This is a genomic window from Streptomyces gobitricini, from assembly GCF_039532985.1.
Classification (GTDB): Bacteria; Actinomycetota; Actinomycetes; order Streptomycetales; family Streptomycetaceae; genus Streptomyces; species Streptomyces gobitricini.
In genome coordinates, this window is record NZ_BAAASR010000002.1 from 456,069 (window position 1) to 482,261 (window position 26,193).

22 protein-coding genes are annotated in these 26,193 nt (G+C 73.3%); 10 read left to right on the top strand and 12 right to left on the bottom strand.

Going from position 1 to position 26,193, the window contains the following annotated elements:
• The 3 genes from ABD347_RS02950 to ABD347_RS02960 all read right to left on the bottom strand — a co-directional run.
• The coding region (locus ABD347_RS02950) for a YrrC family ATP-dependent DNA helicase (protein ID WP_344355960.1) at positions 1-540 on the bottom strand (540 nt) is incomplete at its 3' end.
• 77 nt (positions 541-617) lie between these two features.
• On the bottom strand, positions 618-914 hold the full coding sequence (locus tag ABD347_RS02955) for a hypothetical protein (RefSeq protein ID WP_344355962.1): 297 nt from the start codon (positions 912-914) through the stop codon (positions 618-620).
• A complete protein-coding gene (locus ABD347_RS02960; protein ID WP_344355964.1) occupies positions 911-1,207 on the bottom strand; it encodes a hypothetical protein in 297 nt (98 codons plus the stop codon). Before ABD347_RS02960 ends, ABD347_RS02955 begins: the two co-directional genes overlap by 4 nt.
• A gap of 133 nt (positions 1,208-1,340) precedes the next feature.
• Here ABD347_RS02960 and ABD347_RS02965 point away from each other — a divergent pair, with 133 nt between their 5' ends.
• Positions 1,341-2,165, top strand: coding sequence for a helix-turn-helix domain-containing protein (locus ABD347_RS02965; protein WP_344355966.1), 825 nt, complete (start codon positions 1,341-1,343; stop codon positions 2,163-2,165).
• Positions 2,152-2,376: a DUF397 domain-containing protein gene (locus ABD347_RS02970; RefSeq protein WP_344355968.1), complete on the top strand. Its 225-nt coding sequence runs from the start codon at positions 2,152-2,154 to the stop codon at positions 2,374-2,376. The genes ABD347_RS02965 and ABD347_RS02970 overlap by 14 nt, the downstream gene beginning before the upstream one ends.
• Before the next feature lie 225 nt (positions 2,377-2,601).
• Here ABD347_RS02970 and ABD347_RS02975 read toward each other — a convergent pair whose 3' ends face one another.
• The 3 genes from ABD347_RS02975 to ABD347_RS02985 are packed head-to-tail and all read right to left on the bottom strand — an operon-like array spanning position 2,602 to position 5,737.
• Positions 2,602-3,414, bottom strand: a complete 813-nt coding sequence (locus tag ABD347_RS02975) for a sugar phosphate isomerase/epimerase family protein (protein ID WP_425575558.1) — start codon at positions 3,412-3,414, stop codon at positions 2,602-2,604.
• The gene (locus ABD347_RS02980; protein WP_344355969.1) at positions 3,411-4,589 is read right to left on the bottom strand and encodes a dihydrodipicolinate synthase family protein; all 1,179 of its coding nucleotides are present in this window, start codon (positions 4,587-4,589) and stop codon (positions 3,411-3,413) included. The genes ABD347_RS02975 and ABD347_RS02980 overlap by 4 nt, the downstream gene beginning before the upstream one ends.
• Positions 4,586-5,737: a Gfo/Idh/MocA family protein gene (locus ABD347_RS02985; RefSeq protein WP_344355971.1), complete on the bottom strand. Its 1,152-nt coding sequence runs from the start codon at positions 5,735-5,737 to the stop codon at positions 4,586-4,588. The genes ABD347_RS02980 and ABD347_RS02985 overlap by 4 nt, the downstream gene beginning before the upstream one ends.
• Before the next feature lie 172 nt (positions 5,738-5,909).
• On the opposite strand from ABD347_RS02985, the gene ABD347_RS02990 reads away from it, so the two are divergent.
• The 4 genes from ABD347_RS02990 to ABD347_RS03005 all read left to right on the top strand — a co-directional run bounded on the left by ABD347_RS02990 (position 5,910) and on the right by ABD347_RS03005 (position 11,226).
• Complete coding sequence (locus tag ABD347_RS02990; RefSeq protein WP_344355973.1) at positions 5,910-6,974, top strand: LacI family DNA-binding transcriptional regulator; 1,065 nt, start codon at positions 5,910-5,912, stop codon at positions 6,972-6,974.
• Positions 6,975-7,269: 295 nt separating this feature from the next.
• On the top strand, positions 7,270-8,055 hold the full coding sequence (locus ABD347_RS02995; protein ID WP_344355975.1) for a sugar phosphate isomerase/epimerase family protein: 786 nt from the start codon (positions 7,270-7,272) through the stop codon (positions 8,053-8,055).
• A 495-nt stretch (positions 8,056-8,550) separates the two neighbouring features.
• Positions 8,551-9,234: a hypothetical protein gene (locus tag ABD347_RS03000; protein WP_344355977.1), complete on the top strand. Its 684-nt coding sequence runs from the start codon at positions 8,551-8,553 to the stop codon at positions 9,232-9,234.
• Positions 9,235-9,402: 168 nt separating this feature from the next.
• Positions 9,403-11,226, top strand: coding sequence for a glycoside hydrolase family 3 protein (locus ABD347_RS03005; protein WP_344355979.1), 1,824 nt, complete (start codon positions 9,403-9,405; stop codon positions 11,224-11,226).
• A gap of 250 nt (positions 11,227-11,476) precedes the next feature.
• Here ABD347_RS03005 and ABD347_RS03010 read toward each other — a convergent pair whose 3' ends face one another.
• The 6 genes from ABD347_RS03010 to speB all read right to left on the bottom strand — a co-directional run bounded on the left by ABD347_RS03010 (position 11,477) and on the right by speB (position 21,977).
• Entirely contained in the window at positions 11,477-12,898 is a 1,422-nt protein-coding gene (locus ABD347_RS03010) for an aminopeptidase (protein ID WP_344355981.1), read from the bottom strand.
• A gap of 200 nt (positions 12,899-13,098) precedes the next feature.
• Complete coding sequence (locus ABD347_RS03015; protein ID WP_344355983.1) at positions 13,099-13,506, bottom strand: hypothetical protein; 408 nt, start codon at positions 13,504-13,506, stop codon at positions 13,099-13,101.
• Positions 13,507-13,803: 297 nt separating this feature from the next.
• Positions 13,804-17,568, bottom strand: a complete 3,765-nt coding sequence (locus ABD347_RS03020; protein ID WP_344355984.1) for an ABC transporter ATP-binding protein — start codon at positions 17,566-17,568, stop codon at positions 13,804-13,806.
• A 163-nt stretch (positions 17,569-17,731) separates the two neighbouring features.
• Positions 17,732-18,649, bottom strand: a complete 918-nt coding sequence (locus tag ABD347_RS03025; RefSeq protein WP_425575569.1) for a serine hydrolase — start codon at positions 18,647-18,649, stop codon at positions 17,732-17,734.
• A gap of 116 nt (positions 18,650-18,765) precedes the next feature.
• Positions 18,766-20,448 carry a thiamine pyrophosphate-binding protein gene (locus ABD347_RS03030; protein WP_344355987.1) on the bottom strand — a complete coding sequence of 561 codons (1,683 nt, stop codon included), beginning with the start codon at positions 20,446-20,448 and terminating at the stop codon, positions 18,766-18,768.
• Between the two features lie 548 nt (positions 20,449-20,996).
• A complete protein-coding gene (speB, locus tag ABD347_RS03035) occupies positions 20,997-21,977 on the bottom strand; it encodes an agmatinase (RefSeq protein ID WP_344355989.1) in 981 nt (326 codons plus the stop codon).
• Between the two features lie 157 nt (positions 21,978-22,134).
• Between speB and ABD347_RS03040 the strand changes: the two genes are divergently transcribed.
• The 4 genes from ABD347_RS03040 to ABD347_RS03055 all read left to right on the top strand — a co-directional run bounded on the left by ABD347_RS03040 (position 22,135) and on the right by ABD347_RS03055 (position 26,191).
• Positions 22,135-23,553, top strand: a complete 1,419-nt coding sequence (locus ABD347_RS03040; RefSeq protein ID WP_344355990.1) for a PucR family transcriptional regulator — start codon at positions 22,135-22,137, stop codon at positions 23,551-23,553.
• A 107-nt stretch (positions 23,554-23,660) separates the two neighbouring features.
• A complete protein-coding gene (locus ABD347_RS03045; protein ID WP_344355991.1) occupies positions 23,661-24,818 on the top strand; it encodes an acyl-CoA dehydrogenase family protein in 1,158 nt (385 codons plus the stop codon).
• A 5-nt stretch (positions 24,819-24,823) separates the two neighbouring features.
• The gene (gene tesB / locus ABD347_RS03050; protein WP_344355993.1) at positions 24,824-25,708 is read left to right on the top strand and encodes an acyl-CoA thioesterase II; all 885 of its coding nucleotides are present in this window, start codon (positions 24,824-24,826) and stop codon (positions 25,706-25,708) included.
• Positions 25,709-25,723: 15 nt separating this feature from the next.
• Positions 25,724-26,191, top strand: a complete 468-nt coding sequence (locus ABD347_RS03055) for a hypothetical protein (RefSeq protein ID WP_344355995.1) — start codon at positions 25,724-25,726, stop codon at positions 26,189-26,191.
• Positions 26,192-26,193: the final 2 nt, after the last annotated feature.

The window sequence follows — 26,193 nt, forward strand, 5'->3', positions numbered from 1 at the left end:
CACCACGGAGATCGAGGCGTCCCCGTACTTCTTGTAGATCCGCACCGCGATGGACGTGGAGACGCCGACGCCCTGGAGGAAGACCATCACCTCCTTGATCGCCTTCTGCTCCTCCCACGCGGCACCGATCATCCTCGTCCGCTTCGGGCCGAGCCCCGGCACCTCGATGAGCCGCTTCGGCTCCTGCTCGATGACGTCGAGCGTCTCGATGCCGAAGTGCTCCACGATCCGGTCGGCGATGCGGGGACCGATGCCCTTGATCAGCCCGGAGCCCAGATAGCGGCGGATGCCCTGGACGGTCGCCGGCAGGACGGTCGTGTAGTTCTCCACCGTGAACTGCTTGCCGTACTGCGGGTGCGACCCCCAGCGCCCCTCCATGCGCAGCGACTCGCCGGGCTGCGCGCCGAGCAGCGAGCCGACCACCGTGAGGAGATCCCCGCCCCCGCGTCCCGTGTCGACCCGGGCCACGGTGTAGCCGTTCTCCTCGTTGGCGTACGTGATCCGCTCCAGGACCCCTTCGACCACTGCCATGTTGGACATGCTCCGACGCTACCCGGCAGGTCCGACAGCGCGTACGGCCTGTGGAAAACCCCGGCGCGACCGGCCCGCGTCCCGGACTACCCCTGCCCCCGGTGCTCCAACCGCGCTCCCCGGCTCTCGGCGACCCGCTTGACCTCCCGCAGGGACTGGACCAGGCAGCCGGCGAGGAAGCGCAGCTCCCGGCCGGTCGCCCGATGGTCGGCCAGCATGTCGTCGGCGTGCCCGATGAGGTCGCCCGCCATGCCGAGCTGGACGCTCTCGATCTCGTCGGCGACCCGCGACACAGGGCCGGTGCCGTCCCCCAGCACGTAACAGGGCCGCCCCTCCGCTCCCGCCCAGGGCAACAGCCGCGCCACGCGCCGCTCGTCACTCATGCCGTCGCCTCGCCCCGCACGGAGGGGCGGAGGTCGAGGTCCGCGCCCCGCACGGCGATCCACAGCACGGCCCGCCGCGCCTCCTGCCGCTCGTGGGCCAGCAGGTACGGCCGGACGAGCGGACTGTCCTCACCTCGCGGTGGACGCTCACCGGTCCGGTGGGTGGTCGGGCCCGGAACGTACGCACAGGGGGGCGCGGCCGGATTCCGGTCCGGTTCGGCGCGCCCTTCCCGGCGGCGCGTCCGGCGCGTCCATCCGAGAGCCTCGACGAGGCGGCGAAGGAGATCTGTCACGTCAGCCTGCTTTCCTGGTGGCATCCACACGCCACTGCGTACGGTGGCGAACCCCTCACAGACTGACGTCAGCGCTGGCTAGGCTGCCAGTAGTTGGTGCTTGACAGCACGCCCGTCAGGTGGAGTTGATCACGTGGAGAAGAGCCGCAAGCCTCGAACGCAGCGCGAGAAGTACGGCGAGGAGCTGCGACTGCGCCGGACGGCCGCCAAGCTGACCCAGGAAGGGCTGGGCGAGCAGGTGGTGTGCTCGCCGACGCTCATCAGCCACTTCGAGGCCGGCCGACGGCTGCCCAAGCCGGACGACGCCGAGCGGATCGACCGGGCGCTGGGGACCGACGGGTTCTTCGCCCGGTGGCTGGTGGACCTGGAAAGCACATATTTCGAGGGCTTCGCGGCGGTGGCGGAGCTGGAGCAGCAGGCCACTCTGATCCAGCAGTTCGCGCTTTCGTTGGTGCCCGGTGTACTCCAGACCCCCGACTACGCGCGCGAGGTCTTCCGCGCCTACAGGGCCAACCACACGCCGGAGGAACTTGACAGAGAAGTTGTCATCCGAACAACGCGCGCCCGGATCCTCGACAAGCCGATGGCTCCGGCGATGTGGACCTTGCTGGACGAGGCTGTCCTCCGGCGCCAGGTCGGTGGGCCCCAGGCCATGGCCGAACAGCTGCACAAGATCGCCGACATGGCGGAGAACGGGCGGCTGCGACTGCATGTGCTGCCTTTCGGAACAGGAGCACACGCGCTGCAACAGAGCCTGCTCACCCTTATGAACTTCGCGGATTCCGCGCCGGTGGCGTACGTGGAAGGGCTGCTGACCGGGCACTTGATGGATGACCCGGCCCTGGTGAGCGCCAGCCAGACGGCATACGCTCTTGCCCTGAGCGACGCGATGTCGCAGCAGGAATCGCTGGACCTCGTCCGGGCGGCAGCAGAGGAACACGCACATGGTCAGCAGTGATCGCAGCGTCCCCGACTCGAACATCCTCGGTGGGTGGTACAAGTCCCGTCACAGCGGGGGCAACCAGGGCGAGTGCCTTGAGGTCGCCCGTGGCTACGCCGGTGTGCCCGTGCGCGACAGCAAGGCCACGAACGGGCCGGCGCTGGTCTTCTCGGTGCCCGGCTGGTCGACGTTCGTCGATGCCGTCAAGGACGGGCACTTCCCCGGCTGACAGGGGCCGCACCGCTTCGGTGCGTTGCGCGGTCCGGCTCGGTCACCCTGCCTGATCGCCTGGCTGGCCCGGCGGCGGCACGACGAAGGGGCCCGGTCCGTGGACCGGGCCCCGAGCGCTCCCCCCAGCTGGGCTCCCTGAATCCCCCCGGATCCCCCCGGAAGCCCGACGCCAGGTATGACACGCGTCCCGCCGGAAGGGTTGTACGGACGCGACGGGCGATTCTCAGAGCACGTGCTCGACGTACCGGCGGACCGTCTCCTCCAGGACCTCCATCCCGTCCCGGGCCCACAGGGCGTCGTTGAACAGCTCCACCTCGATGGGGCCGTCGTAGCCGGACGCGTCGACCAGTTCGCGCCAGGCGCGCATGTCGATGGCGCCGTCGCCGAGCTGCCCGCGGCCGTTGAGGACGCCGGCCGGCAGCGGGGTGGTCCAGTCCGCGAGTTGGAACGAGTGGACGCGGCCCTGGGCGCCGGCGCTGGCGACCGCCGCCGGGGCGCGGTCGTCCCACCAGACGTGGTACGTGTCGACGACGACGCCCACCTGGGAGGCCGGGAAGGGTTCGGCCAGCGCGAGGGCCTGGTCGAGGGTGGAGATCGCGCAGCGGTCGGCCGCGTACATGGGGTGCAGGGGCTCGATCGCGAGCCGGACGCCCCGCTCGGCGGCGTACGGGGCGAGTTCGGCGATGGCGTCGCCGATGAGTGACCGTGCGACGGACAGGTCCTTGCCGCCGGGCGGGAGGCCGCCGGAGACCAGGACCAGCGTGTCGGTGCCGAGGGTCGCCGCCTCGTCGACGGCCGCGCGGTTGTCGTCCAGGTCCGCGGCGGTGGTGAAGAAGCCGCCCCGGCACAGGGTGGTGACGGTGAGCCCCGCGTCACGGACGAGCTTGGCGGTGGCCTCCAGGCCGTACTCGGCGACCGGTTCGCGCCACAGGCCGATGCCGGGGACGCCGAGGCGCACGCAGGCGTCGACGAGGTCGGGCAACGCCAGTTGCTTGACGGTCATCTGGTTGATGCTGAAGCGGGCCAGATCGCTCACTGTTCGACTCCGTACACCGACAGCAGGGACTTCATGCGGGACTCCGCCAGCCCCGGGTCCGGGAACAGGCCCAGTCCGTCGGCCAGTTCGTACGCCCGCGCGAGGTGCGGGAGCGAGCGGGCCGACTGGAGGCCGCCGACCATGGTGAAGTGGTCCTGGTGGCCCGCCAGCCAGGCCAGGAACACCACGCCCGTCTTGTAGAAGCGGGTGGGCGCCTGGAAGAGGTGGCGGGAGAGGGCGACGGTCGGGTCGAGGAGCGCGCGGAAGCCCTCCTTGTCGCCGGTGTCGAGGACTCGTACCGCCTCGGCCGCCAGGGGGCCGAGCGGGTCGAAGATACCGAGCAGGGCGTGGCTGAAGCCGTGCTCGTCGCCCTCGATCAGCTCGGGGTAGTGGAAGTCGTCGCCGGTGTAGCAGCGCACGCCCCCGGGGAGGCGGCGGCGCAGCTCGACCTCGCGCCGGGCGTCCAGCAGGGAGACCTTGATGCCGTCGACCTTGTCCGGGTGCTCGGCGATGACCTTGAGGAAGGTGTCGGTGGCGGCGTCCAGGTCGGCCGAGCCCCAGTAGCCCTCCAGGGCCGGGTCGAACATGGGGCCGAGCCAGTGGAGGATGACGGGTTCGCTCGCCTGGCGCAGGAGATGGGTGTAGAGGGTCACATAGTCGTCGGGGGACCGCGCGGCCGCCGCGAGGGCGCGGGAGGCCATGAGGATGGGCTGCGCGCCGGTGTCCTCGACGAGGGACAGTTGCTCCTCGTACGCCCGGCGGACGGTGGCCAGGTCCGCCGGGGCGGCGAGCTGGTCCGTCCCCACGCCCGCGGCGATCCGGCCGCCGACCGCCTTCGCCTCGGCGGCCGAGCGGCGGATCAGCTCCGCCGCGCCCGCCCAGTCCAGGCCCATGCCGCGCTGGGCGGTGTCCATGGCCTCGGCGACGCCCAGCCCGTGGGCCCACAGGTGGCGGCGGAAGGCGAGGGTGGCGTCCCAGTCGACGGCCGCCGGGGAGTCGGGGGTGACGTCCGCGTACGGGTCGGCGACGACGTGGGCGGCGGAGAAGACCGTACGGGAGGCGAGGGGCGTGGTGCCCGGGCCGAGCGCTCCGCCGGCGCCCGGCGCGCCGCCGTGGCCGAAGGACGCGGGCGCGGTGCGCGGCTCGTACGTGCCGTGCGGGAGTCGGATCGTCACAGCGACAGCTCCGGCACGTCGTGACGGCGGCCCTCCGCCGAGGACTTCAGGCCCAGCTCGGCGAGCTGTACGCCGCGCGCGCCGGCCAGCAGGTCCCAGTGGTACGGCTCGTCGAGCACGACGTGGCGCAGGAACAGCTCCCACTGGGCCTTGAAGCCGTTGTCGAACTCGGTGTTGTCGGGGACCTCCTGCCACTGGTCGCGGAAGGAGTGGGTGACGGGCAGGTCGGGGTTCCAGACCGGCTTGGGGGTGGTGGAGCGGTGCTGGATACGGCAGCCGCGCAGTCCGGCGACGGCCGACCCGTGGGTGCCGTCGACCTGGAACTCGACCAGTTCGTCGCGGTGGACGCGTACCGCCCAGGAGGAGTTGATCTGCGCGACGGCGCCGCTCTCCAGCTGGAAGATGCCGTACGCGGCGTCGTCGGCGGTGGCGGCGTACGGCTTGCCCTCCTCGTCCCAGCGCTGCGGGATGTGGGTGGTGACGTGGGCGGTGACGCCGGTGACGCGGCCGAACAGTTCGTGGAGCACGTACTCCCAGTGCGGGAACATGTCGACGACGATGCCGCCGCCGTCCTCGGCGCGGTAGTTCCAGGAGGGGCGCTGGGCCTCCTGCCAGTCGCCCTCGAAGACCCAGTAGCCGAATTCTCCGCGTACGGAGAGGATCTCGCCGAAGAAGCCGCCGTCGATGAGGCGCTTCAGCTTGACCAGGCCAGGCAGGAAGATCTTGTCCTGGACGACGCCGTGCTTGATGCCCGCGGCGCGGGCGAGGCGGGCGAGTTCCAGCGCCCCGGCGGTGTCGGTGGCCGTGGGCTTCTCGGTGTAGACGTGCTTGCCGGCGCCGATGGCCCGGGTGAGGGCGTCGACGCGGGCGGAGGTGACCTGGGCGTCGAAGTAGATGTCGATGGTGTCGTCGGCGAGGACGGCGTCGAGGTCGGTCGACCATTCGGTCAGCCCGTGGCGGTCGGCGAGTTCGCGCAGGGCGTGCTCGCGGCGGCCCACCAGGACGGGTTCGGGCCACACGACCTGGCCGTCGCCGAGGTCCAGGCCGCCCTGGTCGCGGATGGCGAGGATCGAGCGCACCAGGTGTTGCCGGTAACCCATCCGCCCGGTGACGCCGTTCATGGCGATCCGCACGGTTCTGCGTGTCACGAAGGTCCTCCATGTGTCGTCGACGCCGTGGACGCGGCCGATCCGCGAGGCGGCTCGCCAGGGGAGTCATGCCCGGACAACGTCGTAGCAAGCGCTTTCTATCGGTGATGACGCTAGCCTGCCGACAGCGGCCCGGACAAGGGCCTGGCCCGACTCTCCTCGGAGGAACGCGATGACAGTCACCCTGGCCGATGTGGCGGCGCGCGCCCGGGTGTCCCCGGCCACCGTCTCCCGCGTCCTGAACGGCAATTACCCGGTCGCCGCCTCCACCCGCGAACGGGTGCTGCGCGCGGTCGACGACTTGGACTACGTGCTGAACGGCCCCGCCAGCGCGCTCGCCGCCGCCACCTCCGACCTGGTCGGCGTCCTCGTGAACGACATCGCCGACCCGTTCTTCGGAATCATGGCCGGGGCCGCGCAGCACGCCATCGGCGAGGGCGCGCCGGGCCGGGCGGGCGGCGAGAAGCTCACCGTCGTCTGCAACACCGGGGGCTCCCCCGAGCGCGAGCTGAACTACCTGACCCTCCTCCAGCGGCAGCGCGCGGCCGCGGTCGTGCTGACCGGCGGGGCGGTCGAGGACGCGGACCACATCGCGACGATGGCCGTCAAGCTGGCCAGGCTCGCGGACGCGGGGACACGGGTGGTGCTGTGCGGGCGGCCGCCGGTACCGGCCGCGGGCGAGGCGATCACGGCCGCGCTGACGTTCGACAACCGGGGCGGCGGACGGCGTCTGACGGAGCATCTGCTGACGCTGGGGCACCGGCGGATCGGGTACATCGCGGGCCCGGCCGAGCGCACCACCACCCGCCACCGCCTGGAGGGCCACCGCACCGCGATGGAGGCGGCCGGGCTGGGCGGCGACGGCCTGGAGCGGCTCACCGTGCACGGGCGTTACGACCGGCGCTCCGGGTACGACGCGACCCTGGAGCTGCTGCGGCGCGAACCGCGCCTGACCGCGGTCGTCGCGGCCAACGACACGGTCGCGCTGGGCGCTTGCGCCGCGCTGCGGGACCGGGGGCTGCGCATCCCGGACGACATCTCCGTGGCGGGCTTCGACGACCTGCCGTTCTCGGTGGACGCGGTGCCCGCGCTCACCACCGTACGGCTGCCGCTGCACGAGGCGGGGGCGCGGGCCGGGCGGCTGGCCACCGGCGCGGAGACCCCGCCGCCGGGCGGTGTCGCGACGATCGGCGGGGAGCTTATGGTCCGCGCGTCCACGGGCCGGCCGGCCTCCTGAGCGGACGACCGCGCGCTTCGCGCGACCCGGTGGTCGGGGGGCGCGGGGAGCGGGGGTCGGAGGGCCGAGAGAGGTCGTGGCACGGCAGCCGTGAAGGCGCGCCGTGGGCGGCCGAGTATGGCTGGGACACCGCCTCCGGGGCCCGGTGGCCCCGGGTCGTCGCCGGCTTCGCCAGGATCGATCCCCCCGCTCATGGGGTTGCGCGGGCCATGACGACGCACCCGCGGGGTACGTTCCCCCGGGAACGCACCCGGGCCCGGAGCGGCGCCCGCACCGCACGAAGGAGCTCCAGACCGTGAAGTACGCCTTCTCCACCCTCGGCGTCCCCGGAATGCCGGTCACCGACGTCGCCCGCCTCGCAGCGGAGAGCGGCTACCAGGGCGTGGAGCTGCGCGCCCACCCCGAGGAGCCGGTGCACCCGGGGCTGCTGGGGCACGAACGGCGCGCCGTGGCCGAGGAGTTCGCGCGGGCGGGCGTCGAGATCCTGACGGTCGCCGGGTACGCGCGGGTCGCCGAGGCCGGTGACGACGAGCCCGTGTACGAGGAGCTGCACCGGCTGCTGTACCTCGCGGCCGACCTGGGCGCGCCGTACGTCCGGGTGTTCCCGGGCGGCGGCGACCAGGACCCGGCGGAGGCGGACGCCACGGCGGCCCGGCGGCTGGGCGCGGCGGCGGAGATCGCGGCGGACCTGGGGGTACGGGTCCTGGTGGAGACCCATGACTCGCACCGTACGGGCGCGGACGTGGCCAGGATCGTGGGCGCGGTCGGTCACAAGCACGTGGGCGCGCTGTGGGACGTCATGCACCCCTGGGCGGCCGGTGAGGCACCGGCGGCGACGCACGCGGTGCTGGCGCCGTACCTGGGGTACGTCCAGGTCAAGGACATCGCCTCGGCGCAGGACACCACGCCGCTGCCGCTGGGAGCCGGGGTGTTGCCGCTCGCGGAGTGCCTGGCGCTGGTGGGCGACGAGGACGGCGAGGCATGGGTCTGCTGGGAGTACGAGAAGCGGTGGCACCCCGAGGCGGCCGACCTGCCGCCGCTGCTGGTGGCGGGACGGGAGCATCTGGCCGGGATCGTGTAGGCGGGCGGTGAGGGTCCGGGCGGGACGTGCGGGTCCGGGAGGGCGGTAAGCGTCCGGGCGGGCGGTGAGAACCCCGGGTCGTACCAGGGGTCCGGGCCGTGGTGAGGGTCCGGCGGGGCGTGGGGGTCCGGGCGGGACGTGCGGGGCTGGGCGGGTGGTGAGGGCCCGGGCGGGACGTACGGGTCCGGGCGGGTGGTGAGGGCCCGGTTCGTGCGGGTCCGGGGGGTGGTGAGGCCGACGGGGTGCCGCCCGTGGTGGTCCGCGCCCGAGGTGGTCAGGGCGACCGCGCCGCCGGGGCGGCTGGCGGGCAGGCGGCGGCCCGCCACGCCGGTCCTGTGCGTATGGACCGCGCGCGTGCACTGTTCGGGCGGGCGCGGGGCGACACGTCGCCGTACTGCCCCGGGTATCGGCCACAGGGTGTGAACCTGTGTCCCGGAGTCCTCGGAAACGGGCCGGGGAACCCGCACGGCTTCGCCCGAAAGGGGAACCTCTCCCATGGTGTCCAGACGCAGTTTCGTGCAAGCCGGCGGTCTGAGCGCCGTCGCCTGGACGCTGGGCGGCCCGCAGCGGCCCGCCATGGCGGCGGCGACGACGAGGGAACCCCCTCCTGTCGGGGACCACATTCCGGCCACGGAGCTGGGGAGCGCGGCGGACTGTGCGGTGCCTCCCGGCCACGACCCCGAGGTGATCCGGACCGTGTACCGGGTCGGCAGTGAACTGGGGGTCAACGACAAGGTCATGCTGGCCGGCTTCGAGGCCGGGTGGGTCGAGTCGCACATGAACAACCTCCCCTGCGGGCACCTCGACTCGGTCGGTGTCTTCCAGCAGCGCCCGAGCCAGGGCTGGGGCACCCGCGAACAGTGCATGGACGTGCCGTACGCGTCGAACTCGTTCTTCACCCGGGCCGTCGAGTCCGACCGCGCCCATCCCGAGTGGACGGCCGGCCAAGTCGCGCAGAGCGTGCAGCGGTCGGCCTTCCCCGAGCGGTACGACCAGGCGGAGGCCAAGGCCCGCGCGCTCATCGAAGAGGCACGGACGGGAGGCGGCGAGCCGACGGCGGCGACGACGACGCCGGTGCCGGGACCGGGGACGGCGCCGGGGACGACACCGGCGCCGTGGGCCGACGCCCTGCGGGAGGCGTGGCGGCCGGCCGCTGACGGCGCCCCGGGCCGGGGCTGACGCCGCCGCGCCGCAGACTGGTGCCGTGCGGGGCGCCGACGGTGGCGCGCCGCCCTCCGGCCCCCTTTCCCGGCGCGGGGTGCTCAGGTCCTTGACCTGGCAGTTACTTTCCGGCTATGCGTGACTCCTTGGAAGTTTCCTTCATCCGCATGGCCGGAAGGAGCACCGATGCACCACCGAGCCACCGCCACCACCCCCTCCAGACGCACCCTCCTGACCGTCACGGCCGCCGCCGCGGCCGCCGCTGTCACCGGGGCCGCCGCCCCGGCCGGGGCAGCCTCCGACGAGCGCCGCCTCGAACGGCTCATCTCCCGCATGAGCCTGGAGGAGAAGGTCGGTCAGCTCTTCGTCATGCGGGTGTACGGGCACTCCGCCACCCACCCCGACCAGGCCGACGTCGACGCCAACCTCAAGGAGATCGGTGTCCGCACCGCCGCCGAGCTGATCGCGAAGTACCACGTCGGCGGCATCATCTACTTCTCCTGGGCCCGCAACACCCGCGACCCGCACCAGATCGCCGACCTGTCCAACGGCATCCAGCGCGCCGCGCTCGACCGGTCCACCCCCGTTCCGCTGCTCATCTCCATCGACCAGGAGCACGGCATCGTCGCCCGGATAGGGGAACCCGCCACCCTCATGCCGGGCGCTATGGCGCTCGGCGCGGGCGGCTCACGCTCCGACGCCCGGCGCGCCGCCCACGTGGCGGGCACCGAACTGGCCGCACTGGGCATCCGCCAGAATTACGCACCCGTCGCCGACGTCAACGTCAATCCGGCCAACCCCGTCATCGGCGTACGCTCCTTCGGCGCCGACCCACGGGCCGTCGCGGGTATGGTCGCCGCCCAGGTCAGCGGCTACCAGCGGGCGGGCATCGCCGCCACGTCCAAGCACTTCCCGGGACACGGCGACACCTCCGTCGACAGCCACTACGGCCTGCCGACGATCACCCACACCCTCGAGCAGTGGCGGACGCTCGACGCCCCGCCGTTCCGCGCCGCCATCGCCGCCGGTATCGACTCGATCATGACGGCGCACATCGTGGTCCCCGCCCTCGACCCCGCCGAGGACCCCGCCACCCTCTCCCGCCCCATCCTCACGGGCATCCTGCGGGAGCAACTGGGCTACGACGGTGTCGTCGTGACCGATTCGCTGGGCATGGAGGGCGTGCGCACCAAGTACGGCGACGACCGCGTTCCCGTCCTCGCCCTGAAGGCGGGCTGCGACCAGCTGCTCAACCCGCCGAAGCTGGACGTGGCGTGGAACGCCGTCCTCACCGCCGTACGGAGCGGGGAGATCAGCGAGGCGCGGATCGATGAATCGATTCGCCGCATCCTGCGGCTGAAGGCGAAGCTGGGGCTCTTCCACGAGCCCTACGTCACCCACGACGCCGTCGACCGCACCGTCGGCACCCGGCCGCACCTCGCCACCGCCGACCGGATCGCCGAGCGGACCACGACCCTGCTGCTCAACGACGGCGGGCTGCTCCCGCTCAGTGCCACCGACCGGCCCAACCTGCTGGTCGTCGGCGCCGACGCCGCCTCCCCCTCCGGGACGACCGGCCCGCCGACCGCCACCCTGGCCGGTGCCCTCACCGAACTCGGCTTCACCACCACGGTGCTGCCGACCGGGACGGCCCCGACCACCGCGAAGATCGACGAAGCGGTGGCGGCCGCGGCCGGCAAGGACGCCGTGATCGTCGGGACGTACAACGTCTCGGCCACCAGCAGCCAGCGCACCCTGGTCTCCCGGCTCGCGGCCACCGGCGTCCCCGTCGTCACTGTCGCCATCCGCAACCCGTACGACATCGCCCGCCTCGGCGGCCAGCGCGCCACGCTCGCCACCTACTCCTGGACCGACGTCGAACTACGCGCCGCCGCCCGGGTCATCGCGGGCAGGGCGCGGCCGGAGGGCCGGCTGCCCGTGCCCGTGCAGCGCGCGGACGATCCGGCCCGGGTGCTGTATCCGGTGGGCTACGGCCTGACGTACCCATAGCGCCGCCGCCGTACCCCCGGCGCGCCTGGCGTGAGCTCGCCACGGCGGGCCACGCCGGCGCCGGGAGCGGCGGGCGCGGTGCCGCCCGTCATGGCGGCCCCTGCCGAGGACCCGGCCGGGCGGGAGCCGGTGGGCTGCGCGCGCCGCCTGTGAGCGGTACGCGCAGCCCCCGTGCGTGTCATGCGCGACGTACGTGTCGTGCGCGACGTACGTGTCGTGCGCGACGTACGTGTCGTGCGCGACGTACGCCTTACGGGCGCAGCGTCATCTCACGCCGCAGCTCCCGCTTGTCCAGGCGGGGGTCGTACGTCGTCAGCGGTGCCGCGCGCTGCGGGTCGGCCGCCGCGACGCCCGCCCAGGCCAGGATGCGCGCCGTGGCCTTGGTTCGCTCGGCCTCGGTGAGTCCCGCGACGTTGGCTCCGTGGTTGGCGCCCGGCGCGGTCATCACGTAGGAGTCCCGGGCTCCCTTGTCGACGCGGAACTTCTCGGCCCCCCACGGGTCATTGCCGCCGTACACGAAGAGCATGCCGCGCCCCTGGGTGCGCACCCAGGTGTCGACGTCGCGCATCACCCACGGCTTGAACCGCACCGGGATGTCACCCGGCACGAAGTTCCGAGCGGGCTGGTAGCCGTACCGGGTCAGGCCCTTGAGGTGGGTCATCCGCATGCTCGGCGAACCGAGTTCGGTGGCGGCCTGGTAGTAGTACGGGGTGTACGGCTCCAGGCCCTGGTCGCTGTAGAAGGACCAACCGGAGTACCTGTCGATGGTGTCGTACACGACCTGGTCGCTCGCGGTGGCGGCGTCCGGGACGGCGGCGCAGTCGGCCTCGGTGTGGTACTGCCAGAAGCCCCAGACGAAGTCCAGGACGACCGCCTCGTACGCCTTGTCCAGGCTGCCGACCGTGGTGAAGGTCGCGCCCTGGGTCTCTGCCTGGGCGCGGAACTTCTCCTGGAGGGGCGCGCGGCGGACGAGCGCCTCACGCTGGAGCGCGTTCAGCCGGTCGCGGCACTCCTGGGTGGAGACGGTCGCGAAGAACCGGTCGTAGGCCGAGTCCTCCTTCTCCACCACGTCGTTGGGCGCGACGTACGCGACGACGCCGTCCATGTCGCGGGGGTAGAAGCGCTCGTAGTAGGTGGCGGTCATACCGCCCTTCGAGGCGCCGGTGGCGAGCCACTTGCGGTCGTAGATCTTCTTCAGCGCGGTGAAGATCCGGTGCTGGTCGGAGGCCGCCTGCCAGATGTCCAGCTTCGACCAGTCGGCGGGCTGGGGGCGGGAGGGGGTGAAGAAGCGGTACTCCATGGAGACCTGGTTGCCGTCCACGATCCGCGTCGGCTCGGCCCGCCCGGGGCGGGTGCTGACGGTGTACCCGCTGGTGTGGAAGACGGTGGGGCGGGTGGTGTCCTTGTGCAGCAGGGTGAGCCGCTGCCGGAAGGTGCCCTTGGAGCGGTCGCGGTGGTCGACCGGCTGGGTGTAGGTGAGGACGAAGTAGCGGTAGCCGGGGTAGGGCTTCTCCTCGACCAGCTCCATCCCGGGAATCGCCAGGATGCGGTCCTTGATATCGGTGGTCGTCGTGCCGCTGCCGTCGGAGCCGGCGGCGGTTGCCGTGCCGGCCGCGCTCACGGTGCCTATGAGCACCATGAGTGACAGCAGCCATCTGAGCGCCTTGCGCATGCACCCTCCACGTGGGTTTGCGGTGGTCGCCGCGAACCTAGTGGGGTCAACGTGGTTGCCGCCAGCCCCCGTTGAGCCGGGCCGGGCCGGAGCGGGTCGGGCCGGGGCGGGGTCTGGGTCGGCGCAGGCCTGGGTCGGCGCAGGCCTGGGTCAGGTCAGGTCAGGTCAGGTCAGGTCAGGTCAGGTCAGGTCAGGTCAGGTCAGCAGAGGATCCAGCCCGTGGAGGCGCTCCGGCCCGCCACGGCACCGGACGCCCGGACGCAGCGGTTGAGGGCGTGTACGGTCACGGGCCCCGCCTGCCGCGTGAACGCCCCCGCGTCGACCGCGGCGCGTCCGCCGCGCGGCTGGATGGACACCGACATGGCGCGGCGGGCGCCCGGCTTCTTGGCGACGGTGAGGGCGCACGCGTACTGGCGGTTCTTGTACACGCGCAGCTCGCCCGTGGCGAAGGCCATCGCCTTGACGAGCCGTCCGGAGCAGGCGGTCGCCGCCGCGCCGGCGCGTGGGGTGCCCGGTCCGGCGAGGACGAGGAGACCCGCGACGACGAGCACCGCGAGCGCGTGCGTGAGCAGTCGTCCTGTCCTGGCCGTGGCCACCCCACCGAACATGCTTGCTCCCCTCCGCCTGATGAGCGTACGTGCGTACGACGCACAGGAACGCCGGACGGTTGCCCGGGCGCGGTCGAGGACCGCGTACAAGGCGATGCTCCGGACCCGTACAGCCACCCCCGGGCATGCCGCCGCACGGGACGCCGCCGGGGGACGCCCGCTCGGAGAACGGCGTCAGGGACCGAGCACCGCGCGGGCGGCGGGAAGGCCACGGCGCCGACCGTCACGTGGACACGCGCACCGGTGGAATGGGGAACGCCCCCGTCCCACCGGTGGCGGGGCGCCGCCGGGCGTGCCCTACGCCGTCGCCGCCGGGGTCTCCGCCGGGGTTTCGCCGATGAAGCTGCGCCACAGCTCGGCGTACCGGCCGCCGCGGGCCAGCAGCTCGTCGTGGGTGCCGTCCTCGGCGACGCGGCCGTGGTCCATGACGACCACCCGGTCGGCGCGGGCGGCCGTGGTGAGGCGGTGCGCGACGATCAGTGTGGTGCGCGCGTAAGCGTCCGACGAGGAGTGGCGGTCGGCCGACGCGAGGGCCGCGCGGCGGCCGGCGAGACGGTCGGTGGCGGCGTTGACCTGCGCCTCGGTGGCGAGGTCCAGCGCGGCCGTGGCCTCGTCGAGCAGCAGTACGTCGGGGTCGACCAGCTCGGCGCGCGCCAGGGCGATCAGCTGCCGCTGGCCCGCCGACAGGTTCCGTCCGCGCTCGGCGACCTCGTGCAGGTACCCGCCCTCCAGCGTGGCGATCATGTCGTGGGCGCCGACCGCCCGCGCGGCCGCCTCCACCTCCGCGTCGGTCGCGTCGGGGCGCCCGTAGGCGATGGCGTCGCGGACCGTGCCGGCGAAGAGGTACGCCTCCTGCGGCACGACGCCCAAACGGTGCCGGTACGCGGTGAGGTCCAGGTCCCGCAGGTCGGTGCCGTCCGCGGTGACGCGGCCGGACGTCGGGTCGTAGAACCGGGCGACCAGCTTGACCAGCGTCGACTTGCCGGCGCCCGTCTCACCGACGAACGCGACGGTCTGCCCGGCCGGGACGCGCAGGTCCACACCGCTCAGCGCGGCCTCGTCGTCCCCGTACGCGAACGACACGTTCTCGAAGGCGATCTCGCCCCGCAGGGAGGTCACCGGCAGCGGCTTCGCCGGTGCCGCCGTCGACGTCTTCTCGCGCAGCAGCTCCTGCATCCGCCCCAGCGAGACGGCCGCCTGCTGGTAGCCGTCGAAGACCTGCGACAGCTGCTGCACGGGGGCGAAGAACAGGTCGATGTAGAGCAGGTACGCGACGAGGGCACCGGTCGTCAGCGTTCCGGCCTCCACCCGCCCCCCACCCACGATCAGCACCGCCGCCGCGGCCACCGACGAAAGGAACTGGACGAACGGGAAGTAGACCGAGATCAGCCACTGGCCGCGCACCCGCGCCGCCCGGTACGCGGAGCTGCGCGCCGCGAACCTCTCCGCTCCGGACCGCTCGCGCTGGAACGCCTGCACGATCCGCAGCCCGGACACCGACTCCTGGAGGTCGGCGTTGACGACGCTGATCCGCTCCCTCGCCAGCTCGTACGCCTTCACGCTGGACCGCCGGAAGAAGACCGTGCCGACGATCAGGACCGGCAGCGTCGCGAAGACGACCAGCGCGAGCTGCACGTCGATCACCACGAGCGCGATCATGATGCCGAAGAAGGTCACCAGCGACACGAACGCCGTCACGAGCCCGGTCTGGAGGAACGTCGACAGGGCGTCCACGTCCGTGGTCATCCGGGTCATGATCCGCCCGGTCAGCTCCCGCTCGTAGTAGTCGAGCCCGAGGCGCTGGAGCTGCGCGAAGATCTTCAGGCGCAGCGCGTAGAGCACCCGCTCGCCCGTCCGGCCGGTCATCCGGATCTCGCCGGTCTGCGCCACCCACTGCACCAGCACCGTCACCAGCGCCAGCGCGGAGGCCGCCCACACCGCGCCCAGCGAGGCCTGCTGGACGCCCTCGTCGATGCCGTGCCGGATCAGGATCGGCAGCAACAGGCCCATGCCCGCGTCGACGGCGACGAGTCCCAGGCTGACCAACAGCACCGCCCCGAAGCCGCCCAGCAGCCGGCGCAGCCCGTACGACTCCTCGGGCGCGACCGCCCGCGCCTCGTCGACCGCCGGGGCGTCGGTCGCGGGCGGCAGCGCCTCGACCTGGGCGAGCAGCTCGGGCGTGGCGCCGGGCGCCGCGGACTCCGCGACCGGTTCGCCGCGCTCCCACAGGGCGGGCGTGATGCCCCGCTCCGCGTCGAACTCGGCGTCCAGCTCCTCCCGGACGGAACGGTCCTCGGGCACCTCCGGGGCCACGGCGTGGCCGGGCGAGACGCCGCCCAGCTCGTCGGGGTCGGTCAGCAGCCGGCGGTAGAGGGCCGAGCGCCGCTCCAGCTCCTCGTGGGTGCCGATGTCGGAGAGCCGCCCGTCGTCGAGCACGGCGATCCGGTCGGCGAGGTTCAGGGTGGAGCGGCGGTGGGCGATGAGCAGGGTGGTGCGCCCCGCCATGACGGACCGCAGCGCCTCGTGGATCTCGTGCTCGACGCGGGCGTCGACCGCCGAGGTGGCGTCGTCGAGGACGAGCAGCCGGGGGTCGGCGAGGATGGCGCGGGCGAGCGCGATGCGCTGGCGCTGGCCACCGGAGAGGGTCAGGCCGTGCTCGCCGACCTTCGTGTCGTAGCCGTCCGGCAGTCCGGTGATGAACCCGTCCGCCTGGGCGGCCCGGGCGGCGGTGCGCACCTCCTCGTCGGTCGCCTCCGGCCTGCCGTACGCGATGTTGGACCGGACGGTGTCGGAGAAGAGGAAGCTGTCCTCCGGTACGAGGCCGATGGCGGCCCGCAGCGATTCCATGGTCAGCTCACGCACGTCGTGCCCGCCGACCAGGACGGCGCCGTGCGTCACGTCGTAGAAGCGCGGCAGGAGCAGCGAGACGGTCGATTTGCCGCTGCCGGAGGAGCCGACGACGGCGACGGTCTCGCCGGGGCGGATCTCCAGCGAGAAGCCGTCGAGGACGGGCCGCCCGTCCTCGTACGCGAACGACACGTCGTCGAACTCGACGCTCGCCGGGGCGTCGGCCGGCAGCTCCTTGGTGCCGTCCTCGATCGCCGGTTCGGTGTCGATCAGCTCCAGGACGCGCTCCACACCCGCGCGGGCCTGCTGTCCGACCGTGAGGACCATGGCGAGCATCCGGACCGGGCCGACGAGCTGCGCGAGGTAGGTGGAGAAGGCGACGAACGTACCGAGGGTGATCTGGCCGCGGGTGGCCAGCCAGCCGCCGAGGGCCAGCATGGCGACCTGCCCGAGCGCGGGCACGGACTGGAGGGCCGGGGTGTAGCGGCTGTTCAGCTTGATGGTGCGCAGCCGGCCCGCGAACAGCTTGCGGCTCGCCTCGCGGATCTTGTCGGTCTCCTGCTCCTCCTGCCCGAAGCCCTTGACCACGCGTACGCCGGTCACGGCCCCGTCGACGACGCCCGCGACCTGCGCGGCCTGGGCCTGGGCGTAGCAGGTGGCGGGGTGCAGCCGGGTGCGGCTGCGCTTGGCGATGAACCACAGGGCGGGGGCGACGGCGAGCGCGACCAGGGTGAGCGGCGGCGACAGCCACGCCATGATCACCAGGGAGATCAGGAACAGCAGGATGTTCCCGATGGTCATCGGGAGCATGAAGAGCAGGCCTTGGATCAGCTGGAGGTCACTGGTGGCGCGCCCGACGACCTGTCCGGTGGACAGCTCGTCCTGCCGCCGCCCGTCGAGCCGGGTGACCGTCCCGTACATGTCGGTGCGCAGGTCGTGCTGCACGTCGAGGGCGAGGCGGCCGCCGTAGTAGCGGCGTATGTACGTCAGTACGTAGACGGCGACCGCCGAGGCGATCAGGAGCCCGGTCCAGACGGCGAGCGAGCGCGTCCCGTCCCCGATGACGTCGTCGATGACGACCTTGGTGATCAGCGGGACGAGGGCCATCACGGCCATGCCCGCGAGGGACGAGCCGAGCGCGAGCACCACATTGCGCCGGTAGCGCCAGGCGTACCCGGACAGCCGTCGTGCCCATCCTTGCTCTGCCGCCGCCACGTGGTGCCTCCCGTTCGAACCGGTGATCGAGTCGATGATCTGATCTACCGGAAGGCACCAACGCGGGCGTGGACGGATTTCATCCCTCCACGACATTCGTTCCTTGGTCCTAGGCCCCGGGCCTGGGTCCAGGGGTGGGTCCGGGATGGGCCCAAGGGTGGGTTCAGCGGGTGGCGCTCACCAGGTCCTGTGCGGCCCGTCCGGGCACGGCCGGGAGGGCTTCCTGCGGGACGGCGGGCGGGACGAAGGCGTCGCTGCGGGCGGCGGTGGGGTTGAGGTCGGCGTGGACCGCGCGGGCGACGGCCTGGATGGTGTTGATGCCGTCCTGCATGGTCGCGTTGTCGTGCGTGAGCACGGTGATCTGGTAGTTGTGCGCCGTGCCGGTGAAGGCGCCGATGGAGTGCACCCGCCAGGCGTGGGTGGCGCGCGGCAGCCAGCCGTTCTTCACGTGGATCCTGGCGGTGCCGGGGGCGCCGGCCGGGGTGCCCCAGCGCTGCGAGGCGACGACCTTGTTCATCAGGTCGAGGATGTAGGCGCGCGAGGCGTCGGTGAGGACGGTGTTCTTCGCGGTGAACAGTGCCAGGAGCCGCTGCTGGTCACGGGCGGTGATCTGGGTGAGGCCCCAGTAGCCGCCGGAGCCGGGGACGGTCTTGGTCATGCCGGCCGCGGCGAGGAAGCCCTTGACCTTGGTCAGGCCCAGTTGCTTCCACAGCGCGCTGGTGGCGTCGTTGTCCGACTTGGTGATCATCGCGGTGGCGCGGGACTTCTCGGTCGCGGTCAGGGCGCGGTTGGTCTTCTGCGCGTCCCAGAGGAGCGTGGCGAGCACGGTCGCCTTGACCACACTGGCGGAGTCGAACCGCGTGTCCGGCCGCAGGACGCAGCTGGTCTTGGTGACGCGGTCGTTCACGAGGATCGCGGTGGTGGACTTGCGGCCCTTGAGGGCGGCGTTGATGTCCTTGACCAGCTTGGCCGCGAGGCCCGCCTTCTGGGACGTGCACGCCACGGCCAGCGTCGCGGCGGTGGCGGGAGTGACGGTCGCGGCGGTCGGGAGGAGGACCCCGAAGGCGACCGCGGCGCACACGGCCCCGCGCCCGCGGCGGGATATGGAGAGTCTGTTCACGCATCACATGACTCGGCAGCGCGCGAAAGGTTGTACGTGCGGGGCTCACCGGTTCGGTGGGCCCCGCGCGACTCGCGTCACAGGTGCGTCGGCGCGAACATCTTCAGCCGGGCCGGCAGCACGACGACCGAAGGGCCCGTCCGCGCAAGGGACTTGGCGAGGTCCTCGCGCAGCGCCCCGGGGCTCGTGCGGACGGCCGGGACGCCGAACGACTCGGCGAGCGCGACGAAGTCCGGACGGGCCAGCTCGGTGCCGGTCGCCTCGCCGAAGGCGTCCGTCATGTACTCGCGGAGGATGCCGTATCCGCCGTCGTCGACGATCAGCCAGGTGACGTTCAGCCCGTGCTGCCGGGCCGTGGCCAGTTCGGCGATCCCGTACATGGCGCCGCCGTCTCCGGAGACGGCCAGCACGGGTGTGGTCGGATCGGCGGCGGCCGCGCCGAGCGCCGCGGGGAAGCCGTAGCCGAGGCCGCCGGCGCCCTGGGCGGAGTGCATGGTGTTGGGGCGGCGGGCGTCGAAGGCGGACCAGGCCCAGTAGGCGAGGATCGTCATGTCCCAGAAGCTGGGCGCGCCGTCCGGGAGGGCCTCGCGCACGGCGGCGAGGACCTGCCTCTCCAGGGCGAGATCCTGGCCGTCGATCCGCTCGCGGACCTTCTCCAGCACCGTACGGACGCGGTCGGCGGCGTGCTCGTCCGGGCGGGCTTCCACGGTCTCCAGCAGCGCGGACAGCGCGAGACGGGCGTCGGCGTGGATGCCGAGGGCGGGGTGGTTGGACTCCAGCTTGCCGAGGTCGGCCTCGATCTGGACGACCCGGCCGCGCGGGGCGAAGGTGTGGTAGTTCGAGGACAGCTCGCCGAGCCCGGAGCCGACCACGAGGAGCACGTCCGCGTCCTCCAGGAAGTCGGTGGTGTGCCGGTCCTCCAGCCACGACTGGAGGGACAGCGGGTGCTCCCAGGGGAAGGCGCCCTTGCCGCCGAAGGTCGTGACGACGGGAGCGTCGACCCGCTCCGCCAGGGCCAGCAGTTTGCCGGACGCGTCGGAGCGTACGACGCCGCCGCCCGCGACGATCGCGGGGCGCTCGGCGTTCGCCAGCAGGTGCGCGGCGACGGCGGTCAGCTCGGGGCGGGGCGCGAGCTCGTCCGGGAAGGCGTCCACGGGCGTGACCACCGGCAGGGAGGTCCCGGCCGACAGCACGTCCTGCGGGATCTCCACCCAGACCGGACCGTGCGGCGCGGTCAGCGCGGACTGCCAGGCGGCGGCGATCGCGGACGGGATCTGCGACTGCGTCCGCACGGTGTGCACGGACTTGACGACGTCGCGGAACGACGCCTGCTGGTCGCGCAGCTCGTGCAGGTGGCCGTGGCGTCCGCCGCCGAGCCCGGCGACCGGGACCTGCCCCGCGATCGCGAGGACGGGCGCGCTGGCGGCGCCCGCCTCCTGGAGCGCGGCCAGCGACATCAGGGCGCCGGGACCGGCGGACAGCAGGAGCGGGGCGACCTCGCCGGTGACCCGGCCGTAGGCGTCGGCGGCGAAGCCCGCGTTGCTCTCGACGCGCAGGCCCACGTACCGGAGCCGCGAGCGGCGCAGCGCGTCGAACATGGCGAGCGCGTGCTGGCCGGGCAGGCCGAAGACCGTGGTGGCCCCGAGCCAGGCGAGGGTCTCGACGACGAGGTCGCCGCCGGTACGGCCGGCCGGCGGGTTCAGCGCCGCCTCCGTCTGCGCGGCGGTGGGCCGCAGCACGAGGTCGTGGTCGTGGGTCACGTCGCGTCCTTTCGGTCGTGCGCCCGGAGGGTGCCGCCGGGCCCTGCGGGCAGCTGCCTCCCGGCCACGCCCGCCCCCAGTCTCCCGGGCCCGCGCGCTCCCCCCGCCGCCGGGACCGCCCGGACGGCGGGCGGGGCGGGCGGAGTGCGGTACGGCGGGTGGGGGCCGGCCGGGCGCAGTACGGCGGCGGGCGGGTGCGGCGGCGGGCGGGGCCGGCGAAGTGCGGTACGGCGGCGGGTGGGCGACCCGGCGGCCCGGGTACGGGTACGGCAGCGGGTGGGCGACCCGGCGGCCCGGGTACGGGTCCAGCGGCGGGTGGGGCGGCCCGGGTGGTGGGCGCGACGGCGGGCTTGGGTACGGCAGCAGGCGCGGGTACGGCGGGCACAGCGGCCCGGGCGCGGGACGCGCACGCGGGCGGCCCGGTCGGCCCGGCGACCACCCGCCGCCCCTCCCGTGCCCCTCCCGTGCAGGCCCCTCCCGTGCAGGCCCCTCCTGCGCAGGGCCCGCGCGGTGGCGGGCCCGGCACGGCGGGGGGGGGCGCCGGTGGCCTACTGCGCGGCGGAGGCGCGCTGCGCGGCGATCTGGCGGGACATGATCGTCGTCAGCTCGTACGCCGTGTGCGACGCGGCGACCGAGGTGATCTCGGCGTGGTCGTACGCCGGGGCGACCTCGACGACGTCGGCGGAGACCAGGTTGCAGGAAGCCAGGCCGCGCAGGATCTCCAGCAGCTCGCGCGAGGTCATGCCGCCCGCCTCGGGCGTGCCGGTGCCGGGGGCGTGGGCCGGGTCGAGGCAGTCGATGTCGATGGAGATGTACAGCGGGCGGTCGCCGATGCGCTGGCGCAGCTGGTCGGCCACCTCGTCGGCGCCGCGCCGGTAGACGTCGGCCGAGGTGACGATGCCGAAGCCCATCTTCTCGTCGTCGGTCAGGTCCTGCTTGCCGTACAGCGGGCCGCGCGTACCGACGTGGGACAGCGCCTCGGTGTCGAGGATGCCCTCCTCGACGGCGCGGCGGAACGGCGTGCCGTGGGTGTACTCGGCACCGAAGTAGGTGTCCCAGGTGTCGAGGTGGGCGTCGAAGTGGAGCAGGGCGACCGGGCCGTGCTTCTTGGCGACCGAGCGCAGCAGCGGCAGGGCGATGGTGTGGTCGCCGCCCAGCGTCATCAGGCGGGCGCCGGTGCCGAGGAGATCGTCGGCGGCGGCCTCCACCGTCTCCACGGCCTCGTTGATGTTGAACGGGTTCACGGCGATGTCGCCGCCGTCCGCGACCTGCGCCAGCGCGAAGGGGGAGGCGTCCTGCGCCGGGTTGTAGGGGCGCAGGAGGCGGGACGCCTCGCGGATGGCGTTGCCGCCGAAGCGGGCGCCGGGGCGGTAGGAGACGCCCGAGTCGAAGGGCACACCGACGACCGCGACATCGGCGGTGCCGACCTCGTCGAGGCGCGGCAGCCGCGCGAACGTCGCCGGTCCGGCGTAGCGCGGGACACGGGACGAGTCGACGGGGCCGCGCGGCGTCTCGTGGGTGCTGCTCATGATCGGTTGGCCTTCTTTCGGTCGTCAGGTACTGCTTCGTCCGGGTACGCGCTGCTTCGAGTGTGCATGGCCGGTCGGGACGACAGTAAGTGGCCGGAGCTCGGCGCTGAAGTGTACGTTTCCTCCATTGCTCGGGCTTCGGATGGAGGAAGCGTCCATGACGGAATCCGTCGCGGGCCCGGTGCCCGCCCCACCGGCGCCGCCGGTCCCACTGAGCGCGCTGCTCTCCCGCGAGGACCTCGGCCTGCGGCTGCTCGCGGGGCCGGCCGGGACGGACATCCACTGGGTGCACACGTCCGAGATGGCCGACCCCTACCCGTACCTGCTGGGCGGCGAGCTGCTGATGACGGCGGGCGTGCAGCTCACGGACCCGGAGCGGTACGTCGCGCGGGTCGTCGCGGCGGGCGCGGCGGCCCTCGGCTTCGGGGTGACCCCGGTGTACGACACGGTGCCGGAGGGGCTGGTCGCCGCCTGCGCCCGGCACGGGCTGCCTCTGCTGGAGGTGCCGCCGGGGACGCCGTTCGCGGCGGTGGGGCGCGCGGTGTGGCGGCTCATGGCGGAGGCCCGCCACCGGGAGCTGCGCCGGGTGACGGAGGCCCAGCAGTCGCTCGCCACCGCCGCGGCACGCCCCGACCCGGTGCCCGCCGTCCTGCACGCGCTGGCGTCCCGGCTGGCGGGGCGGGCCGCGCTGTACGCCCCGGACGGCTCGGAGCACGCGGCGGCAGGCCGGCCCGTGGAGCCGGCGGCACGGGAGGCCCTGGTCCGTCTGGTGCGGGTCCTGCACACGGGCGGCCGCCCCGCCTCGGCGGCCGACACCGCGGGCGGCGCCCACCTCGCCGCGTACGCCCTCGGGGGCGGCCAGGGCCTCGCGCTGGGCCTGGCCTCGGAGCGGCGGAAGGCGGGCGACCACACGATCGCGGGCGCCGCGGTGGTCCTCCTGTCGCTGCTCACCGCGCCGCACCAGGGCGCCGACGAGGCCACGCGCTCCGCCGCCCTGGTCCGGCTGCTGCTGGGCGCCGCGCCCGCCGAGGCCGCCCCGCTCCTGGGGGACGCGCCGTGGACCGTGGTGCACGCGCGCGGTGAGGGCGCCCCGCCGCAAACCCCGCCGCCGCTGGGCACGCCACTGGTGGACGCCCACCAGGGCACCGTACGGGCGCTGCTGCCCGCCGGCCGCGACGTCGCCCCGCAGCCGGGCTGGACCCTGGGGGTCAGCGCCCCGGTGGACCCCGCCGAACTGGGCGCGGCGGACCTCCAGGCGGCCCGCGCCCTGCGCCGCGCCCGGGCGGCGCACCTGCCGCTCGCCCGGCACCGCTCCGGCGGCATCGGCGCGCTGCTGGACCCGGACGAGGCGGCCGCGTACGCCCGGTCCCTCCTCGCCCCGCTGCCGGAGCCCCTTGTGGAGACCTTGCGCGCGTGGCTGTCGCTGCACGGCAACTGGGACCGCACAGCCACGGCGCTGGGCGTGCACCGGAACACGGTCCGGCAGCGGATCGCCCGGTGCGCGGCGCTGCTCGGCATGGACCTGGACGACGCGGAGGCGCGGATGGAGCTGTGGTTCGCGCTGCGGTGGTTGTGATGTGAACGACCCTGGACAGGCGCGGTGACCGCCCGGTAACTTCGTCTGAGCAAGCGCTTAGCCAGATCCAGCGCGACCGTAGCCAGCGACACCACGAGGAGGCGTCCGTGCGCCGTACCGTTTTCGACGAGGACCACGAGGCGTTCCGGGAGACCATCCGCGCCTTCATCGAGGCCGAGGTCGTCCCGGTCTACGACGAGTGGTTCGCCGCGGGCCAGGCGCCGCGCGACTTCTACTACAAGCTCGGCGAGCTGGGCGTCTTCGGCATCAACGTCCCCGAGGAGTTCGGCGGCGCGGGCCTGGACACGCACAAGTTCGAGGCCGTGCTGTACGAGGAGACCGCGCGCGCGGGCGTCCAGTTCGGCGGCTCCGGCGTGCACGTGCTGCTCGCCCTGCCGTACCTCAAGATGCTCGCCACGGACGAGCAGAAGAAGCGTTACCTGCCGAAGTTCGTCTCCGGCGAGGAGATGTGGGCGCTGGCCATGACCGAGCCGGGCACCGGCTCCGACGTCGCGGGCATGAAGACAACCGCCAAGCTCTCCGAGGACGGCACGCACTACGTCCTCAACGGCGCCAAGACCTTCATCACCGGCGGCGTCCACGCCGACCGTGTGATCGTCTGCGCCCGCACCTCGGCGCCCTCCGCCGAGGACCGCCGCTTCGGCATCTCGCTCTTCGCGGTGGACACCAAGTCCGAGGGCTACTCCATCGGCCGCAAGCTGGACAAGCTGGGCCTGCGCACCTCCGACACCGCCGAGCTGGCGTTCGTCGACGTCAAGGTGCCGGTCGAGGACCTGCTCGGCGAGGAGGGCAAGGGCTTCTCCTACCTCGGCCACAACCTGGCCTCCGAGCGCTGGGGCATCGCCTTCGGCGCGTACGCGCAGGCCGCGGCCGCTGTCCGGTTCGCCCAGCAGTACGTCACGGACCGCACGGTCTTCGGCAAGCCGGTCGCGCACTTCCAGAACACCAAGTTCGAGCTGGCCGCCTGCCAGGCCGAGGTGGACGCCGCCCAGGCCGTCGCCGACCGCGCCCTGGAGGCCCTGGACGCGGACGAGCTGACTCCGGCCGAGGCCGCCAGCGCCAAGCTCTTCTGCACCGAGGTGGCCCACCGCGTCATCGACCGCTGTCTCCAGCTGCACGGCGGCTACGGCTACATGAACGAGTACCCGATCGCCCGCCTGTACGCGGACAACCGCGTCAACCGCATCTACGGCGGCACCAGCGAGATCATGAAGACCATCATCGCCAAGTCGATGGGCCTGTAGTCCCTGTGACCGAAAGCGCGCAGCCGCTCGACGACCTGCTCGATCTGCTCGACCTGGAGCGGATCGAGCAGGACATCTTCCGGGGCGAGTCCCGCTCGGCGATCGTCCCGCGCGTCTTCGGCGGGCAGGTCGCCGCGCAGGCCCTGGTGGCGGCCGGCCGGACGGTCCCGGACGACCGGCTCGCCCACTCCCTGCACGCGTACTTCCTGCGGCCAGGGGACCCCGGCGCGCCGATCGTCTACACCGTGGACCGCATCCGCGACGGCCGCTCGTTCACCACGCGCCGGGTCGTCGCCGTCCAGCACGGCCAGCCGATCTTCCACCTGTCGGCGTCGTTCCAGACGTACGAGGAGGGCCTGGAGCACCAGGCGGACATGCCGCCCGCCCCCGCTCCGGAGACGCTCCCGACGGCCGCCGAACTCCTCCCCCGGTACGCGGACCGGTTCATCCATCCGGACACCGTGGAACGCTTCCTGGAGGCGCGGGCGGCGGTCGACCTGCGGTACGTCGAGGAGCCTCCGTACGGCACGGCGGGCACGCCCCGGGAGCCCCGCTCCCAGGTGTGGTTCCGCACGAACGGCAAGCTCGCGGACGATCCGCTGCTGCACGTGTGCCTGGCGACGTACGTCTCCGACATGACGCTGCTCGACTCGGTGCTCCTCGCCCACGGGCGCGGCGGCTGGGCGGTCGGCGACGTGGTGGGCGCCTCCCTCGACCACGCCATGTGGTTCCACCGCCCCTTCCGCGCGGACGAGTGGCTCCTGTACGACCAGGAGTCGCCCTCGGCCTCGGGCGGCCGGGGCCTGGGGCAGGCCCGCATCTACACGCAGGACGGCCGGCTGGCGATCTCCGTCATCCAGGAGGGGGTCGTACGCGTCCCGCGCGGATGAGGTTTCCTTGGCGCCATGGAAACACTCACGGGAGGAACGGCCCTCGCCCTGGCCGGAGTTGTGCTCGGCACGCTCGGCACGCTCATAGGCCAGCACCTGGCGACCCGGGTCGAGAACCGCCGCCACCAGTGGGAGCGGGCCGCCACCGAACGCGCGGAGCGGAAGGCGGCCATCATGGACTTCCTCGGCTCGGCGCAGCGGATCGAGCTGGTCCTCGACAGCAGGGGCCTGGGTCTGACCGGCGCGTGCGGCACCGACGAGGAGGCGCTGCACGACCTGTGGCTGGCGACGAAGGCCGTCGAGCTGGTCTGCGCGTACGAGACGGCGCGGGCCGCCCAGGACTACGCCGGGGTGCTGCACGCGCGCGTGCGGGGCGGCACGGAGGGCACGGCGGCCCCCGCCAAGCGCGAACGGCGGCACACGTTCATGGAGGCGGCGCGCGGCGAGCTGAGCGGCCGCCCCCGGAAGGCGGCGGCCCGCTGAGC

What these genes read in the sequence shown, in the direction of transcription:
- ABD347_RS02955 (WP_344355962.1), bottom strand. Translation starts at nt 914, where the DNA reads ATGAGTGACGAGCGGCGCGTGGCGCGGCTGTTGCCCTGGGCGGGAGCG.
- ABD347_RS02970 (WP_344355968.1), top strand. Translation starts at nt 2,152, where the DNA reads ATGGTCAGCAGTGATCGCAGCGTCCCCGACTCGAACATCCTCGGTGGG.
- ABD347_RS02990 (WP_344355973.1), top strand. Translation starts at nt 5,910, where the DNA reads ATGACAGTCACCCTGGCCGATGTGGCGGCGCGCGCCCGGGTGTCCCCG.
- ABD347_RS03000 (WP_344355977.1), top strand. Translation starts at nt 8,551, where the DNA reads ATGGTGTCCAGACGCAGTTTCGTGCAAGCCGGCGGTCTGAGCGCCGTC.
- ABD347_RS03005 (WP_344355979.1), top strand. Translation starts at nt 9,403, where the DNA reads ATGCACCACCGAGCCACCGCCACCACCCCCTCCAGACGCACCCTCCTG.
- ABD347_RS03010 (WP_344355981.1), bottom strand. Translation starts at nt 12,898, where the DNA reads ATGCGCAAGGCGCTCAGATGGCTGCTGTCACTCATGGTGCTCATAGGC.
- ABD347_RS03015 (WP_344355983.1), bottom strand. Translation starts at nt 13,506, where the DNA reads ATGTTCGGTGGGGTGGCCACGGCCAGGACAGGACGACTGCTCACGCAC.
- speB (WP_344355989.1), bottom strand. Translation starts at nt 21,977, where the DNA reads ATGAGCAGCACCCACGAGACGCCGCGCGGCCCCGTCGACTCGTCCCGT.
- ABD347_RS03040 (WP_344355990.1), top strand. Translation starts at nt 22,135, where the DNA reads ATGACGGAATCCGTCGCGGGCCCGGTGCCCGCCCCACCGGCGCCGCCG.
- ABD347_RS03055 (WP_344355995.1), top strand. Translation starts at nt 25,724, where the DNA reads ATGGAAACACTCACGGGAGGAACGGCCCTCGCCCTGGCCGGAGTTGTG.